This is a genomic window from Streptomyces sp. NPDC007095 (assembly GCF_040634475.1).
Classification (GTDB): domain Bacteria; phylum Actinomycetota; class Actinomycetes; order Streptomycetales; family Streptomycetaceae; genus Streptomyces.
Genome location: NZ_JBEYFS010000284.1, coordinates 1 through 13793, shown reverse-complemented (window position 1 = coordinate 13793; position 13793 = coordinate 1). Strand labels below are relative to the sequence as shown.

Here is a 13793-nt window from a genome sequence, read left to right as displayed (position 1 = left end):
CCTCGCGTCAGGCGTCGTAGGAGGAGCGAGCCACGTGCAGCACCCGGCACAGCAGAACGATCGGGTAGTTCGCCTTCTCCGCGTGGATGAACCGGTACAGCTCGCTCACCGGTCGTTCTCCTTCACGACGAAGGCGGTCGCCCTTTTTCAGGATCTCGATCGTCTGCTGCTGTTCACGGTTCTCCTTGCGCAGCCGCCGCAGTTCCTCACGCTCGGCGCCGGTCAGCTCGCCGCTGTGGCTCTCGCCCTGGTCGGCCTTGGCCTTGCGGTACCAGCCGCGCAGGGACTCGGAGCTGATGCCGAGTTCACGGGCGACCGCGGTGACCGTCTTGCCCGAGGAGTCGACGGGCGCGATGGCGTCCCGTTTGAACTCCTCGGTGTACCGCTTCATGTACTTGCTTCCCACCTGGTGCTACTTCCTCTGGAACCTCAGGTCCCAGTCTCCAGGTATCCAGGATCAAGGGGAAGCTTCAGGCCGGGTCGATGCCCACCGAGGTGAACGGCATCTTCACCGTGGTCGGGTAGGGCCCAAGCCTGGTGGCTCCCCAAGGACGGTCGGCCCCTCCGGGACTTCCGTTTCCCATTTCGTCCGCATTCCTCTCGGTGAGCGTGAGCGGTCCAGCTTTGAAATAGTGCCCCAGAAGATCTCGTACCGTAAGAGCGCCTGCCGGACTTGGACGAGCGCCGGCCGCCGACACGTTTCGTCGGTTCAGCGCAGGCCCGTGCAGGCCAGAGAGTGTCCTGGCCAACCAGCGGAAAGTCTCGTCCCTGCTCGTGCTGACCAACACCGAGGTCGCCCGCTGACGGACGACCTTGTCGACAGACAGCCGCCCACGACCAGCGCGAGCACACGAGCAGCGCCCCACACCAGCCCCGCAACCAGCAACTTCAGGTTGAACAACGCTCATTGGGCAACCTGCCGAGTCGGAGTTCACAGATGGCCGTTGGCAGCGCCAGTTGGCCGCCTCGGACGGACGGCGGGACAGAGCCTCCGAAGCGGCTTGTGACCGCGCTTTCGCGCGTCGGTCACAGACTCGTGAAGAGGTCGTCGAGCGGGGGCGGTACCTGTCCGGGGTCGAGGTTCTCGACCAGGAGACGGCCGTAGCGGATCTTGCGGCCCTTCTTCGTGCCGAGGAAGCGCCGCAACTGCTGCTGCCGGGGCCGACCGTGGTGTGCGGGCTGGTGCAGGAAGGTCTGCCAGGCCCGCAGGTCGCCCTCGGCCCGGATGATCTCCTCGACGCGCGCCGTGCCCAGCGCGCGGACGAGCTCGTCCTCCAGGTCCGCCACGCACACGAAGAAGCCCCCGTGCGGCGCCCGGGCCCGCTTCAGGCCGCGGTCGTAGAAGCGCTGCTCGCGTTCGTCGCACAGTCCTCTCAGGTGTAGGCCAAGCCCGGGTGGCCCGAGAAGACCGGCGTAGCGGCCGACACTCATCGCCCCGCCCATCGGCACGACGCACACCCCTTCGGCGGCCAGGTCCCGGCCACGTCGTGCGGCCAGCGCCTCGACGGCCGCGAGGTCACTCGGTCCTTCCAGCAGCACCGCCGTCCGCAGTCCCAGTTGCACAACCAGATCATTCGCCGGTCCGCCGGGACCGCCGGCCGCCCAGCGGCTGACCGCGTCCCGGAATGCGTGTATGTCCGCCATGGAGCGAGTCTGCACTTCCACCGACCGGCATGGCACGGGAATATTCGACGGCCCCGCTCGACATGCCCGGCGCCCTCGTCATCTGGGCCATCTGGAGCCCACGGATGCGAGCCGGCCACCTACCGCTGACGATCACAGTGCCGCGCGGCGACGCCAGAGAGCAGGGCGGTCTTACATGACGCCCATGGTCCACGGACGTGAGGCGCGTCACCGTTCAGGATCTGATCGTGTGGGGCGGCCGAGTTCTCGGCGACGCCGGACGGGATGCTGGCTGGACTCCCGCAGGCGGCTACGCCGCATCGTCGCCACGATGCTCAGTCCGTCGGGTGGGGGCTGTCGGGGCTGTCGGGTCGAGGATGCGAGGTCTGGCCTTTGCTGTCGGTCCGGTGGGCCACGCCCGCTGATCCGGCTTCAGGGAGCTGCCGGTTCGCCGTCATCGGCTGGTTGTGCCTTGTTGTCGCTTCGCTACGGGGACACCGTTGCGGGTGCTGAATCCTTCGTGCCCATGCCGGTCGTACGGAAGCTGGTCCGGAATGCACCAGGTGTCACACCCAGGTGCCGTACGAACGCTCTGCGGAGCGACTCGGGTGAGCCGAACCCGGTGCGCCGTGCCACTAGCGGCAGGGGGTCGTCACCCGTCTCGAGCTGCGCTTGGGCGGCTTCCAGTCTGACCTGTTCGACGTAACGGGCCGGAGTGGTTCCCACCTCTTCGTCGAAGAGCCGGGTCACGTGACGGACGCTGACGCCTGCTCTGCGGGCCATGGCCGTGAGTGTGTGGTTGGCCCCGGGGTTCTCGGCGACGGCATCCAGGACCCGGCGGAGCATCTCCTGGCGGGTGTGCGGTGCCCGGGAGCGGACGCTGAACTGGGACTGGCCGCCCGGCCGCTGCATGAAGACGACCATGTCCTTGGCAACCGACCGGGCGACCTCCGCACCGTAGTGATCTTCGACCAGCGCCAGGGACAGGTCGATACCGGCGCTGACACCTGCCGAAGTCATCATCTGTCCGTCCCGCACGAAGATGGCGTCCGGCTGGACCCGCACGGACGGGAAGCGAGAGGCCAGTTGCCGTGCATGCCGCCAGTGCGTCGCGGCGCGACGGCCATTGAGAAGTCCGGCCGCGGCCAGCAGAAACGCTCCTGTGCACACCGATGCCGTGCAGCGGCTCTTCTCGTTCAGTTGCCGGACCGCATCCAGAAGGGCGTCGTCCTTGATCAGCGTTTCCCATTCAGGGCCGCCCGGGATCACCAGTACGTCGCACGGCTCTTGTACGTCCCCGGCGGAGAGGTCGGCGCTGAGGCGGGTCCCGGCGGAGGTGATCACCTCCGCTCCGTCCTCGGACGCGATCTGTACCCGATAGCGTCCGCCGAACTCGTTCGCCGTCGTGAACACCTCGATGGGTCCGGTCACATCGAGCAGTCGCACCCCCGGAAAGACAAGCACGGTCACGATGAGCGGATCCGTCGCCGGGCGCTTGGGGTTCATCGGATGCCTCCGGGCTGTGCGCGGTGTGGACACTGGATCGACAGGGCGTCGGCGATGTCCTGCCCGTCGGCATGCCGCCGCCGTGTCGCCTCGGTATCGGGGCGAGAGCCCGGCAAACGGTCCGGGCGGTCAGGCAGTTGTCCCGATTTCCTGGTGCGCGCAGTCGAATGTGTCCTGCAGAACGCGGCAGCGAGTGTGTTGACAGCTGCCGCGGGCTGCAGGCTCCCGGTTCAAGTGCCGTAACCGATCATCGCTCGCCCGGTCGTCGGATTTCCCTGTGCTCATCATGTGCCGGTGACCCGTGCCGAAGCCACGACCGGTTTGCTACCTGCTGGGAGGCACAGCCTCTCAGTTCGCCTTTCGCGGCGGCTGATGACGTTCCTGGAAGAAGCACACCGAAGAGGAGCGCTCCGTCAGGCCGACGCGGTCTGCCAGTTCCGCCACACACGACTTCCGGAACGCCTCGCGAGCCGGCCGTACGGACGAACAACCAGCGGAGACCAAGACCACCGGCGTGACCTCCAGGGGGTGCGTAGTGTCACCCATCAGACCCTGGCCGACGCCCGGGCCCCCTACGATCCGGACCTGGGACCGATCCGGATCCAGGCACCCGGGCTCGCGATGTGGTCGGCGCCGCGAACCCGTCGGAAGTGCTCAAGAAACGGGCTGGGGTTCCTTGTGGTGGGCCGGGGCGGCTTTCTGCAGGCTGGTGCCTTCGACGTCGAGGTCGGGCAGGATCCGGTCCAGCCAGGCCGGCAGCCACCAGGCGCCCCGCCCGGCGAGGGCGCTGTAGACGGAACCGCCGACCGAGGTCTTCAGCCCGTCCTGCTCGGTCGCTTTCGCCGCGTTCTCGATCACGTCGACGGATGAGGTGTGGACCTGCGCGTTCTGCACCGGGTACTGGACCTGGACGATCGCCGTGGTCCGGTCGGCCGAGACGGCACCGGAGGTGCCGGGGTCGACGACCTCACCGACCTGGGGAGCCTTCTTGGCTTTTCCGCCACGGTCCGAGCGATGGCCGCGGCGTACGGGGCCTCGGTGACCTGGTGGCCCCTGGGGGCGGTGAAGACGATCTGGGCGCTCGCGCCCGAGGCTTCCGGGAGGGTCTTGCTCAGACTGTCCAGAGCACGCTGCGACTCGGTGCCGGGCACCGAGAAGCGGTCGTCGAGCTTGCCGCCGAAGATGCTGACGCATGTGATGAGCGCGGCCACGACGAAGAGCCATATGCCCAGGACCAGCTTTCGGCAGCGGTAGGCGCTGTGGCCCAACCGGTGGAGCAGGACGGCCATTCGAACTCCCTGGGACGGTGGAGATCCCGCACACCCGAGCGCACGACATGGGCGGGGGAGAGAGAAGCGGAACGAGGCAGGCCGGACTCCGGCCACGTGACGGCCTGATGTCGACGGGTGCCTCGGTCGATGACCCGACTTTGTCACCCGCTCAAGTCGATCGACCGGGTCACTCGAATGAGCTTGGGTTCCTCTCGCCGCAAGCCCCCTGGGAGCCAGGGGGAACGGTGGCCGCTACGCACGGCACGCAAGCCGCGAACGGGCGCTGGGGAGGAGAGGGCGGCGTCGTCGTGATCGGCGCCGGGTCGACCGGGCTCACCGCGGCCCGAAAGCTCGCGGCGGCAGGCATGTCCGTGATCGTCCTGCAGAGCCGCGACCGGATGGGCAGGCCCGCCCGGCCATGACCTCGGCAACGGCCAAGTCGCCTGGATCGGCGGCCAGTTGATCGCCCCACCTGGGACCGCGTTCCGGAGCGGGCTGAGGAAGTCGGCGTGGCGACGTGTCCGTTCGCCGTGCCCGGCGAGCGGGTCCACGTGCGTGGTCGTAAGGCCAGGCGAGCAGGTCCACGTGCGTGGTCGTAAGGCCAGGCGGTGCGTCGAGCGCACGCCCCGGCGACGCTATCGGTGATCCCGACGTCCGCGCACGGCGGTGCGGCGTCAGCGGCGGCAGGTGAGCGCCGCGGCGGGGCACTCCTTCGGCAAACACGCCGCCATCGAACTCATGCGCAACATCGAGTTCCAGCCGGTCCGGAGCGCGGACGGCCGGGCAGGTGGCCCAATGGTGGAGGAGTAGGGCAACGACCGGGCATGCGCCCGCCGTTGTCAGTTCGCCGGTACGGGCACCAGCTTCAGCCGACCGCCGGCCATGGCCACCACGGCGGACACGAAGGCCTGGAGGCAGGTGTTCTCGGCCTTCTCGTCGGGGTGCGAGAGGCGCTGCAGCGTGAGCCCGTCGAACCCGGCGAGGAAGAACCGAGCGATCGTCTCCGCGGGCTGGGCCAACTGCTGTCCGCTGCGCTCGGCCGCCTCGGTCACGAGCCGCGCCGTCACCTCGGTCACTCTTCGGTAGTGGCTCTCGAGGGCCTCGCTCAGGGCGGGGGTGCGGAGCGCGAACATGGTCAGTTCGGTGAGGAGTTGATGGCTGGCGGGCTGCTCACGCACCGTGCGCCACAGGGCCGCGGCCAGCGTGCCGGCCGTCTCCTCGAATCCGGCGTCGGCAGGCGCGGCCCGCTCGACCTGTGCGATCACATCCTGCGTGAGCTGCTCCATCACGGCTCGGTACAGCCCTTCCTTCGTGCCGAAGGTGTAGTGCACCGTGGCCTGGGCCACCCCCAGCTCGGCGGCGATGGCGCGAGTGCTTCCGGCCGCGACTCCTTCCCGCGCCATGAAGTCGATGGCCGCTTTGATCAGCTGAGGACGGCGCTCGGCCGCGGGAACGTGAGCCATGACCGCATCATATCGACTCAGTCCCATGAACAAGTCGTCCGAACAGCTCGGCCTCGTCCATGTGCACACGGATGCCGTGGTGGCGCGGCCGCTGAGGTCCGGTCCGTGGCCGCACGGGTCAGTTCACGCTGAACGGCGGGTGAATACGTTTCCTCCCACACCCGCTCCGTGAAGCGTGTGAATGAGGAGGCAGGCTCGTGAACGAAAGCCAGTTTGATACGTGTGTGATCGGGGCGGGACCTGCCGGGCTGGCGGTCGCCAGGGCTCTGGCGGAGCGGAATCTGCCGTACACGCATCTTGAGCGGCACAGCGGGCCCGGCGGTATCTGGGACATCGACAATCTCGGCAGCCCGATGTACGAGTCGGCCCATTTCATCTCCAGCAGGACCCTGTCGGGTTTCGGCGGCTTTCCGATGCCCGACCACTTCGCGGACTACCCGCCGCACCGCCAGATCCTGTCGTACCTGCGGTCCTTCGCCGACGCGTACGGGCTGACGGACAGGATCGAGTTCGGCGTCGAGGTCGCAGGCGTCGAGAAGAACGCGGACGGCACCTGGACGGTCACCAGGGCCGACGGGCGGGACAGCGTGCACGGGCAGGTCGTGGTGTGCACGGGCGCCCAGTGGCACCCCAACATCCCTGAATTGCCGGGGGAGTTCAGCGGGGAGGTCCGGCACACCGCCGGCTATCGCAGCGCGGAGGAGCTGCGGGGCAAGCGGGTCCTGGTGGTGGGCGCGGGGAACTCCGGCTGTGACATCGCGTGCGATGCGGCCCGGGCCGCGGACCACGCGGTGATCAGCATGCGGCGAGGGTACTGGTTCATCCCCAAGCACCTGTTCGGCCGGCCGGTGGACACCATCGCCAACAGCGGGCCGCACCTGCCGATGTGGCTGGCGCAGCGGGTCTTCGGTGCCCTTCTGCGGATCATCAACGGCGATCCGACGCGGCTCGGGCTGCAGAAGCCGGACCACAAGCTGTTCGAGACCCACCCGGCCATCAACTCGATGCTGATCCACCACCTCCAGCACGGCGACATCGCCGCCAGGCCCGGGATCGCCCGCACCGAGGGCAGGACCGTGCGTTTCACCGACGGCACGAGCGACGACTTCGATCTCATCCTGCTGGCCACGGGCTACGTCCACAAAGTGCCGGTCGCGCAGAAGTACTTCGGTGACGAGCAACACCCGGACCTGTACCTGTCGTCGTTCTCGCGCGAGCACCAGGGCCTGTTCGGCATCGGCTTCATCGAGACCAACTCCGGTGCGTACCAGCTCTTCGACACCCAGGCGCAGCTGATCGCCGGGTACGTGCACGACGCGCGGCACCGGCTGTCGAACGCGGAGCGGTTCGCCCGTATGATCCGCGCCGACCACCCGGATCTGTCCGGCGGTCTGAAGTTCGTCGCCTCGCCCCGCCACACCGGCTATGTCGACAGCGGGGCCTTCGTGAAGTACCTGGGCAAGGTCGCGGGCGGGATGGGCTGGCGTACCGAGGGCCAGCCGCCGCCGGCACGCTCCCTGCGACGTGCGGAGGCGGCGGCATGAGCGGCTTCGACTTCTCCGACAAGGTCATGCTGGTGACCGGCGGTGCGGGCGGCATCGGCAGTGCGCTGTGCCGCCGCTTCGCCTCCGGCGGCGCCCACTGCGTCGTCGTCGACATCGACGGGACCCGGGCCCAGAAGGTCGCCACCGACCTGCCCGGCGCCGGGCACACGGGCATCGGCTGCGATCTGATGGACCGCGCTCAGGTGGGGCGGTTGTTCGAGCTGGTCGCCGATGTCTACGGCCGTCTCGACGTGCTCATCAACAACGTGGGCATGACCAGTGCGGAACGCTTCGACGTCCGCAGCGTCGAGAGCATCGAGCGGGAGATCACTCTCAACCTGACCTCCCCGCTGGTCGCGACCAGGATCGCGATTCCCCTGCTGAAGGCCTCCCAGGACGCTCGGGTGGTCACCACCGTCTCCCTCGGCGGGATCTTCCCGCTGGGCGAGACCCCCATCTACACGGCCTCGAAGTTCGGGCTGCGCGGCGCGATGCTGGCGATCGGACTCGACCTGCGGAGCAAGGGCATCCTGGCCGGCTCGGTGCTGCCCTCGGCGACGGACACGCGGATGCTCCGCCAGGAAGCCGTGGACGGCGGCAACTCCATGCAGTTCCAGGACCGGCCCCAGCAGCCCGCCGACGTCGTCGCGGCGGTGGTGAGCCTGCTGGACAAGCCCCGCCTGGAGGCCTATCCCCGGACCGGTGAGTCTCGTCTGGTGCGGTTCGCGATGCTCGTACCGAACCTGCTGCCCAAGATCTTCCCGCTGTTCCGTAAGCGCGGTGATCGCGGCATGGCCCGCTATCTGGAGGAACTCCGCCGACGCGGACTGGCCCGCCGGACCGACGGGCGCTGGGAATTGACGGAGGAAGCATGACCACGTACGAGACACTGCCTGTCGTCAACCCCGCCACCGGGGAGCCCATCACCACCCTGGCCGCCGCGAGCGCCGACGATGTCGCCCAGGCCGCCGAGCGGGCCCGGTCGGTCTTCGACGCCGGGGTGTGGTCGCGGCTGCCGGTCCGCAAGCGCGCGGCGGTGCTGCTGCGGCTCGCCGACCTCATGGAACGCGACCTCGAGATCCTCGCCCGGCTGGACAGCCAGGACGCGGGCAAGCCGATCACCGAGTGCCGTACGGGCGACGTACCGGGCGCGATCGAGTCGATCCGCTGGTTCGCCGAGGCGGCCGACAAGGTCTTCGGCCGTCTCGCACCGAGCGGGCCCGAGGGCCTGGGCCTCATGAGCCGCGAGCCGGTAGGGGTCGTCGCGGCGATACTGCCGTGGAACTACCCGCTCGCCATGGCCGCCTGGAAGGTCGGACCCGCCCTGGCCGCGGGTAACTGTCTGCTGGTCAAGCCGGCCGAGGCGACCCCGCGCTCGGCCCTGCACCTGGCTGCACTCGCCGCCGAGGCCGGCCTGCCCGACGGAGTGCTCACCGTGCTGCCCGGATACGGTTTCGAAGCCGGGGCGGCCCTCGTCCGTGACCCCCTCGTGGGGGCCCTCTCCTTCACCGGGTCCACCGCGACCAGTCGCCGCATCCTGAAGGACGCTGCCGAGAGCAACTTCAAGCGCGTCTCACTGGAGATGGGCGGTAAAAGCCCTCAGGTGCTCATGGCCGACGCGCTCGCCTACGGGGACGAGCTGATCGGCAACATGATCGAGGCCGCGTTCTTGACGATGGGGCAGAACTGCACGGCCGGCTCCCGTGTCCTGGTCCACCGCAACATCGCAGAGGAGGTCCTGGAGCGGTTCACAGCCGCGGCCAAGGAGCTCGTCATCGGTGATCCGGCCGACCCGCGCACGCAGATGGGGCCGCTCATCAACCGCGCCGCCTTCGACCGGGTCGCGGGGGCCGTGGAGGCCGCCCGGGCCGGCAAAGCCCAGATCCACACCGGGGGACTGCCCCACGAGCTGCCGTCCCGCGGCGCCTACTACCCGCCCACCGTGATCACCCGCGCCCCCGACGGCAGTGACGTCCTCACCAGGGAGCTGTTCGGCCCTGTCGTCACTTTCCAGACCTTCACCACGGAGGACGAGGCGGTACGTATGGCCAACGCCACCGAGTACGGGCTCGCCGCATCCGTATGGACCCGCGACCTCGACAGTGCATGTCGGCTGGCACGCGGCATCGAGGCAGGTGTGATCTCCGTGAACGCCTACAGCGAGGGCGACATCACCACCCCCTTCGGCGGCTGGAAGCAGTCCGGATTCGGTGGCGTGGAGAAGTCCACCAACGCCTTCGAGCAGTGGACCCGGGAGAAGACGGTCTGGATCCGCACCCGTTGACCTCCGGCTCAGAGGCGATCCGTACGCATCTGCTCGCGCAGGTGGACCGGGGAGGTGCCGTGCCAGCGGCGTACTGCGCGGCGCAGCGCGCGTTCGTCGGAGAACCCCGCCCGGCGTGCGATGTCGCGCAGCGTCAGTTCCGGGCGGAGCAGCAGCTGTTCGACGCGTTCCCGGCGTACTCCCTCGACGAGTGCCTCGTACGTCGTGCCGCAGTCGGCCAGTCGGCGACGGAGCGTCCGCTCGCTCGTCGTGTGCCGCCGTGCCTGCTCGGCGAACGAGGGGACCACCGGGAGGCTCTGGGCGACGGAGATCTCCAGAACCTCCAGCAGATCCTGCTGGTCGCGGCGTGAGGCCATCTGCGCGTCGAGCATCTCCAGAGTCGACGCGTAGGTCACCGGATCCCGGCCGGGCATCCGGGCACGGGCCCACGCGGGGTCGATGACCATACGGTTGGCCGGGGCGCCGAAGCGGACCGGACAGCCGAACAGGGCACTGAACTGGTCGCTCCGGTGCGGCGGCGCACAGGCGAACTCCACCACTCTCGGCGCGAAGGCCGGGCCGACGGCCAGCCGGGACAGGGTGACCACGGAGGCGAGCCCCTCCTCGATCAAGAAGACGGCGACGGCTGGGTCCATGGCCGGATCGGGGAGGTCGGCACGCAGCACGAAGGCCTCGTCTTCCTCGCCGATACCGGCCGACCACACCACCATCGCCCCGGACAGGTTCTGGTACTTCACCCCCGTCTCGATGGCGTGCCGCAGTGTGTCGTCGGCCATCAGGGCGAAGCCGAGCAGGCCCCATGCGGTCAGGTGTTGTGCCGCTCCCACCTTCATCCCCAGATGCTCGTCGCCGGTGAGCTCCAGCGCACGCCGAATTGCCGCGCTGCCCTGCCGGTACGACACCCTCAGCGCGGCGGAGCGCATGACCGTCTCGTCCAGCCCGACCTGCACCAGCAGGGGCCGCAGATCGATGCCGCGCTCGTCGGTGACCGTGACGAGATAGCGCAGGATGTTCGGCTGGATCGTCGCCGATGTGCTGCGGCTGGTCCCCGGAGGGTTCGCGGGGCCGGGGGCAAGGGACATCGCACTCACCTTCTCCTGGGCGACCACTGTAGGCAGCCGGGCATCACTGGCCGCGCCCACTGGCCCCCGAAGTCCCCTGTACGGCCCCTGGCGTCCTGCGCTCGCGTTCCGCGCCTGACTACGTTTTCCGCAACCTGGCCGAATTGACCGGCCGACCATCCCGCGCACACAGCAAATAGAGGAACAACGACATCATGTCCTTTGACGCATCGCCCCGGGCGGGCTTCGGGCATCCAGTCTCCGAGGTCGGCGCCCGAAAGGTCGTCACGATCGCTTTCGCCGCGCAGGGCGTCTCCGTCGCCGCCGTGTACACGACTGTTCCTGCCGTCACGGAGCGCCTGGGACTGGCTCCACTCCTGACGACCACATTGATGATCGCGGTGGCGCTGACGGCAGGGGGTGGCAGCTTCCTGGGGCTGGCCGCGATCCGCCGTGCCGGTCCCGTGGCCACGATGCGCGGGGCCATGCCGGCGGCGGCCGCCGCGCTGACGCTGATCGGCTGGGCCTCCGGACAGGCTGCCGTCATCTGCGCGTACATCCTCTTCGGGCTCGCTGTCGGTGCCCTCGATGTCGCAGTCAACACCCGGGCGGCGGCGGTCGAACGCGCCTACGGCCGAAGTGTTTTCGGCTCCTTCTACACGGCATGGAGCGTGGGCGGCGTGGTCGCGGCACTGCTCACCGCCGGGGTGGCTCGGCTGGAGTGGCCCGTGGCCGACGGCCTGGCCTTGCAGGCAGGCATCGTCCTGTTGTTCGCCGCCGGTATGCGCACCCACGCCATCCTCGTCCCCGAGGGGCCCTCGGATGCGCTCGCGCAGCCGTCGCTCGGGCGCAGTCTGTGGGTCCGGCTCATTCCGTTCGGCCTGGTTCTCCTGGTCGTCTACGTGGTCGAATCCACCGTTTCGGCCTGGTCGGCTGTCTACCTTCGGCAGACGCTCGCCGCCTCCCTCACGGTCGCGCCGCTGGCGTACGCGGCCTACCAGACCGGCACGGTCATCGGCCGAGCCGCTGCCGATCGGCTCGTACAGAAGCTCGGAGCGGTCGCCGTCGTCCGCACCGCCGTCCTGCTGGCCGCGGGCGCCCTGGCAGCTCTTGCCGCCGCGCCGAGCTGGCCGTTCGCTGTTCTCGCGGCCGGGGCGGTGGGCCTGGGGGCGTCCGTCCTGGCTCCGCTGTGCCTGGCCTCCGCCGCACGGCTGAGTCCCACAGCCTCGGAGGCGGTTCTGGCACGCCTGAACCTCTTCAACTACGTCGGAGTCGTCACCGGCGGCGCCCTCAGCGGACTCCTCGGCTCCACCGGCCACTTCCGTCTCGCCTACGCGGTACCGGCCGTCCTTGTGCTCCTTCCCCTGGCCGCCGCCCGCCGTTTCACCCGGCCTTCGGGCTCGGCCCGTATGGAGAGCCTCCCCCAAGGGCTGCGAGGGGCCGCGGCGGGCGATACCCGTTTGATAGCTGGTCACGACTGATGGCTGATCACGACTGATAGCTGATGACGACGAGTTGCGCGCGGTCGCGGGCACCGAGTTTGGCCATGGCCCGGTTGGCGTGGGTCTTGACGGTGAAAGGGGTGATGAAGAGGTGTTCGGCGATCTGGCCGTTGGCCGGTCCAGCGGCGACCAGGGCCATGACCGCTCGCTCCCGTGGGATGAGGGCGGCCAGGCGGGTGGCAGGTGTTCGGGGCGGCGGCGCCGGGCTGGGTCAGGTGGCCTTCCCTTCTGGGTGAAGCCCGGCCGCGGTCCGGCGTTACCGCCGCGCATGCCCGCCGCCGCGGCGGGTACGACCCCTCCCGTACGGGGGCGTCGCAGAAGCGGCCGAAGAGCGAGGGGTGTCGGAAGTGATTCGAAAGCTGCAGGCGGTCGCGTTGGATTGCGCTGATCCGGTACGGCTTGCTGAGTTCTACGCGAATCTGCTCGGCGGACGGGTGATCGCGGACCCTGAGGAGCCCGACTGGGTCGAGGTGTACGGGTTCGAGGGGACACCGCTGGCCTGCCAGCGGGTGGACGGCTACCGACCGCCCGAATGGCCCGGCCAGGAGCGCCCGCAGCAGCTCCACCTGGACTTCGACGTGGACGATCTCGACGGAGAGGAGAAGCGGGCGCTGGCCCTCGGCGCGACCGTGCTGGAGCGGACGGATCAGCTCCGCCCGGGGGCCAACTGGCGGATCTACGCGGACCCGGCCGGCCATCCGTTCTGCCTCTGCCTCCACTGAGTCCATCGGGCGCCCTGTCTGGCTCAATGGCTGCCGCCGCCGGCACAGGCGATACGAGCGCAGAGCCGAGCACTTCCTGGCCTTCGTCGGCATCGCCAGCGCCCTCGTCTGCTACCGCCGCTACACCAACTGAGCCGATCTTTTATTGGTTTGCCGCAGGTCAGCCCGGTCGGATAGGAAGCTTGCATGCTAAGGGGCAGCAAGGTCGGGCTGAGGGCCCGGCACGAGGACGACATCCCGGTTCTGCGGGCCGAGCTCTACGACGACGTGGTCAACGGCTCGCGGGCCGAAGGCCGGCCGTGGCGGCCGATCACGCCAGGTTCGAAGGACTCGCGGCTTGTAGTGGACGACAAGGAACAGGGGCTCGTCCCGTTCTCCGTGGTGGAGCTGGACGGCGGCACGCTGGTCGGTACCGCGACGTTGTGGGGCATCGACAATCACAACCGGTCCGCGCACATCGGGTTGGGGCTGCTGCCGTCCTCGCGGGGCAAGGGCTACGGCACCGACGTGGTCGCGGTGCTGTGCCACTACGGTTTCATCGTGCGCGGCCTGCAGCGGCTGCAGATTGAGACGTTGTCGGACAACGCCGCGATGCTGCGTTCCGCCGAGCGCAACGGGTTCGTCCGCGAGGGCGTGCTGCGCTCCTCGGCCTGGGTGTTGGGCGAGTTCCTGGACCAGGTGCTGCTCGGTCTCCTCGTCCAGGAGTGGAAGCCGGACTCGAAGAGCTAGTGCCGCGGCAGGCAACGTTTGCCCGTCAAGGAGCGGCGTCCGGTGCGTGCTCTCGGCGTGCCGGCCGGAAGTCCTCGTACTGGACGTA

Annotated in this window: 13 protein-coding genes and 2 pseudogenes; 8 read left to right on the top strand and 7 right to left on the bottom strand. The window is 69.1% G+C overall.

All coding sequences use genetic code 11. From position 1 onward, the window contains the following. Window positions 1–7: 7 nt before the first annotated feature. From ABZ656_RS51115 to ABZ656_RS51100, 4 genes are all read right to left on the bottom strand, one after another. Window positions 8–406 (bottom strand): transposase, encoded by a 399-nt coding sequence (locus ABZ656_RS51115; protein ID WP_360278624.1) that lies wholly within the window; start codon window positions 404–406, stop codon window positions 8–10. Window positions 407–1026: 620 nt separating this feature from the next. Then, complete coding sequence (locus ABZ656_RS51110; RefSeq protein WP_360278621.1) at window positions 1027–1644, bottom strand: TOPRIM nucleotidyl transferase/hydrolase domain-containing protein; 618 nt, start codon at window positions 1642–1644, stop codon at window positions 1027–1029. 465 nt (window positions 1645–2109) lie between these two features. Next, window positions 2110–3129, bottom strand: a complete 1020-nt coding sequence (locus tag ABZ656_RS51105; RefSeq protein ID WP_360278618.1) for a GlxA family transcriptional regulator — start codon at window positions 3127–3129, stop codon at window positions 2110–2112. Window positions 3130–3783: 654 nt separating this feature from the next. Continuing rightward, window positions 3784–4323 carry an MMPL family transporter gene (locus ABZ656_RS51100; RefSeq protein WP_360278615.1) on the bottom strand — a complete coding sequence of 180 codons (540 nt, stop codon included), beginning with the start codon at window positions 4321–4323 and terminating at the stop codon, window positions 3784–3786. Between the two features lie 322 nt (window positions 4324–4645). On the opposite strand from ABZ656_RS51100, the gene ABZ656_RS51095 reads away from it, so the two are divergent. Continuing rightward, a complete protein-coding gene (locus tag ABZ656_RS51095; protein WP_360278612.1) occupies window positions 4646–4822 on the top strand; it encodes an FAD-dependent oxidoreductase in 177 nt (58 codons plus the stop codon). Between the two features lie 417 nt (window positions 4823–5239). Here ABZ656_RS51095 and ABZ656_RS51090 read toward each other — a convergent pair whose 3' ends face one another. Then, on the bottom strand, window positions 5240–5863 hold the full coding sequence (locus tag ABZ656_RS51090) for a TetR/AcrR family transcriptional regulator (protein WP_360278609.1): 624 nt from the start codon (window positions 5861–5863) through the stop codon (window positions 5240–5242). Between the two features lie 197 nt (window positions 5864–6060). Between ABZ656_RS51090 and ABZ656_RS51085 the strand changes: the two genes are divergently transcribed. From ABZ656_RS51085 to ABZ656_RS51075, 3 genes are read left to right on the top strand one after another with little or no spacing between them, the layout of a single operon-like run. Beyond that, the gene (locus ABZ656_RS51085; RefSeq protein WP_360278606.1) at window positions 6061–7407 is read left to right on the top strand and encodes an NAD(P)/FAD-dependent oxidoreductase; all 1347 of its coding nucleotides are present in this window, start codon (window positions 6061–6063) and stop codon (window positions 7405–7407) included. Beyond that, on the top strand, window positions 7404–8282 hold the full coding sequence (locus ABZ656_RS51080) for an SDR family oxidoreductase (protein ID WP_101403187.1): 879 nt from the start codon (window positions 7404–7406) through the stop codon (window positions 8280–8282). The genes ABZ656_RS51085 and ABZ656_RS51080 overlap by 4 nt, the downstream gene beginning before the upstream one ends. Continuing rightward, window positions 8279–9691, top strand: a complete 1413-nt coding sequence (locus ABZ656_RS51075) for an aldehyde dehydrogenase family protein (protein ID WP_360278603.1) — start codon at window positions 8279–8281, stop codon at window positions 9689–9691. Before ABZ656_RS51080 ends, ABZ656_RS51075 begins: the two co-directional genes overlap by 4 nt. Before the next feature lie 8 nt (window positions 9692–9699). Here the strand turns inward: ABZ656_RS51075 and ABZ656_RS51070 are convergent, their stop codons facing one another. Beyond that, window positions 9700–10773 carry an AraC family transcriptional regulator ligand-binding domain-containing protein gene (locus tag ABZ656_RS51070; RefSeq protein ID WP_360278600.1) on the bottom strand — a complete coding sequence of 358 codons (1074 nt, stop codon included), beginning with the start codon at window positions 10771–10773 and terminating at the stop codon, window positions 9700–9702. 194 nt (window positions 10774–10967) lie between these two features. Here ABZ656_RS51070 and ABZ656_RS51065 point away from each other — a divergent pair, with 194 nt between their 5' ends. Continuing rightward, on the top strand, window positions 10968–12233 hold the full coding sequence (locus ABZ656_RS51065) for an MFS transporter (RefSeq protein ID WP_360278597.1): 1266 nt from the start codon (window positions 10968–10970) through the stop codon (window positions 12231–12233). A gap of 7 nt (window positions 12234–12240) precedes the next feature. On the opposite strand, the pseudogene ABZ656_RS51060 reads toward ABZ656_RS51065, so the two are convergent. Then, window positions 12241–12435 (bottom strand): annotated as a pseudogene (locus ABZ656_RS51060) (helix-turn-helix transcriptional regulator); the annotation flags it as partial. 166 nt (window positions 12436–12601) lie between these two features. Between ABZ656_RS51060 and ABZ656_RS51055 the strand changes: the two are divergent. From ABZ656_RS51055 to ABZ656_RS51045, 3 genes and pseudogenes are all read left to right on the top strand, one after another. Further along, window positions 12602–12976 (top strand): VOC family protein, encoded by a 375-nt coding sequence (locus ABZ656_RS51055; protein WP_101404094.1) that lies wholly within the window; start codon window positions 12602–12604, stop codon window positions 12974–12976. 19 nt (window positions 12977–12995) lie between these two features. Beyond that, window positions 12996–13109 (top strand): annotated as a pseudogene (locus tag ABZ656_RS51050) (IS5/IS1182 family transposase); the annotation flags it as partial. 53 nt (window positions 13110–13162) lie between these two features. After that, window positions 13163–13705 carry a GNAT family protein gene (locus ABZ656_RS51045; protein ID WP_360278594.1) on the top strand — a complete coding sequence of 181 codons (543 nt, stop codon included), beginning with the start codon at window positions 13163–13165 and terminating at the stop codon, window positions 13703–13705. The last annotated feature ends 88 nt before the right edge of the window (window positions 13706–13793 follow it).

Bases quoted from the DNA above. Each gene is read 5' to 3' on its own strand.
- ABZ656_RS51045 (WP_360278594.1), top strand. From the start codon at position 13,163: ATGCTAAGGGGCAGCAAGGTCGGGCTGAGGGCCCGGCACGAGGACGAC.
- ABZ656_RS51100 (WP_360278615.1), bottom strand. From the start codon at position 4,323: ATGCGTCAGCATCTTCGGCGGCAAGCTCGACGACCGCTTCTCGGTGCC.
- ABZ656_RS51065 (WP_360278597.1), top strand. From the start codon at position 10,968: ATGTCCTTTGACGCATCGCCCCGGGCGGGCTTCGGGCATCCAGTCTCC.
- ABZ656_RS51090 (WP_360278609.1), bottom strand. From the start codon at position 5,863: ATGGCTCACGTTCCCGCGGCCGAGCGCCGTCCTCAGCTGATCAAAGCG.
- ABZ656_RS51080 (WP_101403187.1), top strand. From the start codon at position 7,404: ATGAGCGGCTTCGACTTCTCCGACAAGGTCATGCTGGTGACCGGCGGT.
- ABZ656_RS51105 (WP_360278618.1), bottom strand. From the start codon at position 3,129: ATGAACCCCAAGCGCCCGGCGACGGATCCGCTCATCGTGACCGTGCTT.
- ABZ656_RS51110 (WP_360278621.1), bottom strand. From the start codon at position 1,644: ATGGCGGACATACACGCATTCCGGGACGCGGTCAGCCGCTGGGCGGCC.
- ABZ656_RS51075 (WP_360278603.1), top strand. From the start codon at position 8,279: ATGACCACGTACGAGACACTGCCTGTCGTCAACCCCGCCACCGGGGAG.
- ABZ656_RS51070 (WP_360278600.1), bottom strand. From the start codon at position 10,773: ATGTCCCTTGCCCCCGGCCCCGCGAACCCTCCGGGGACCAGCCGCAGC.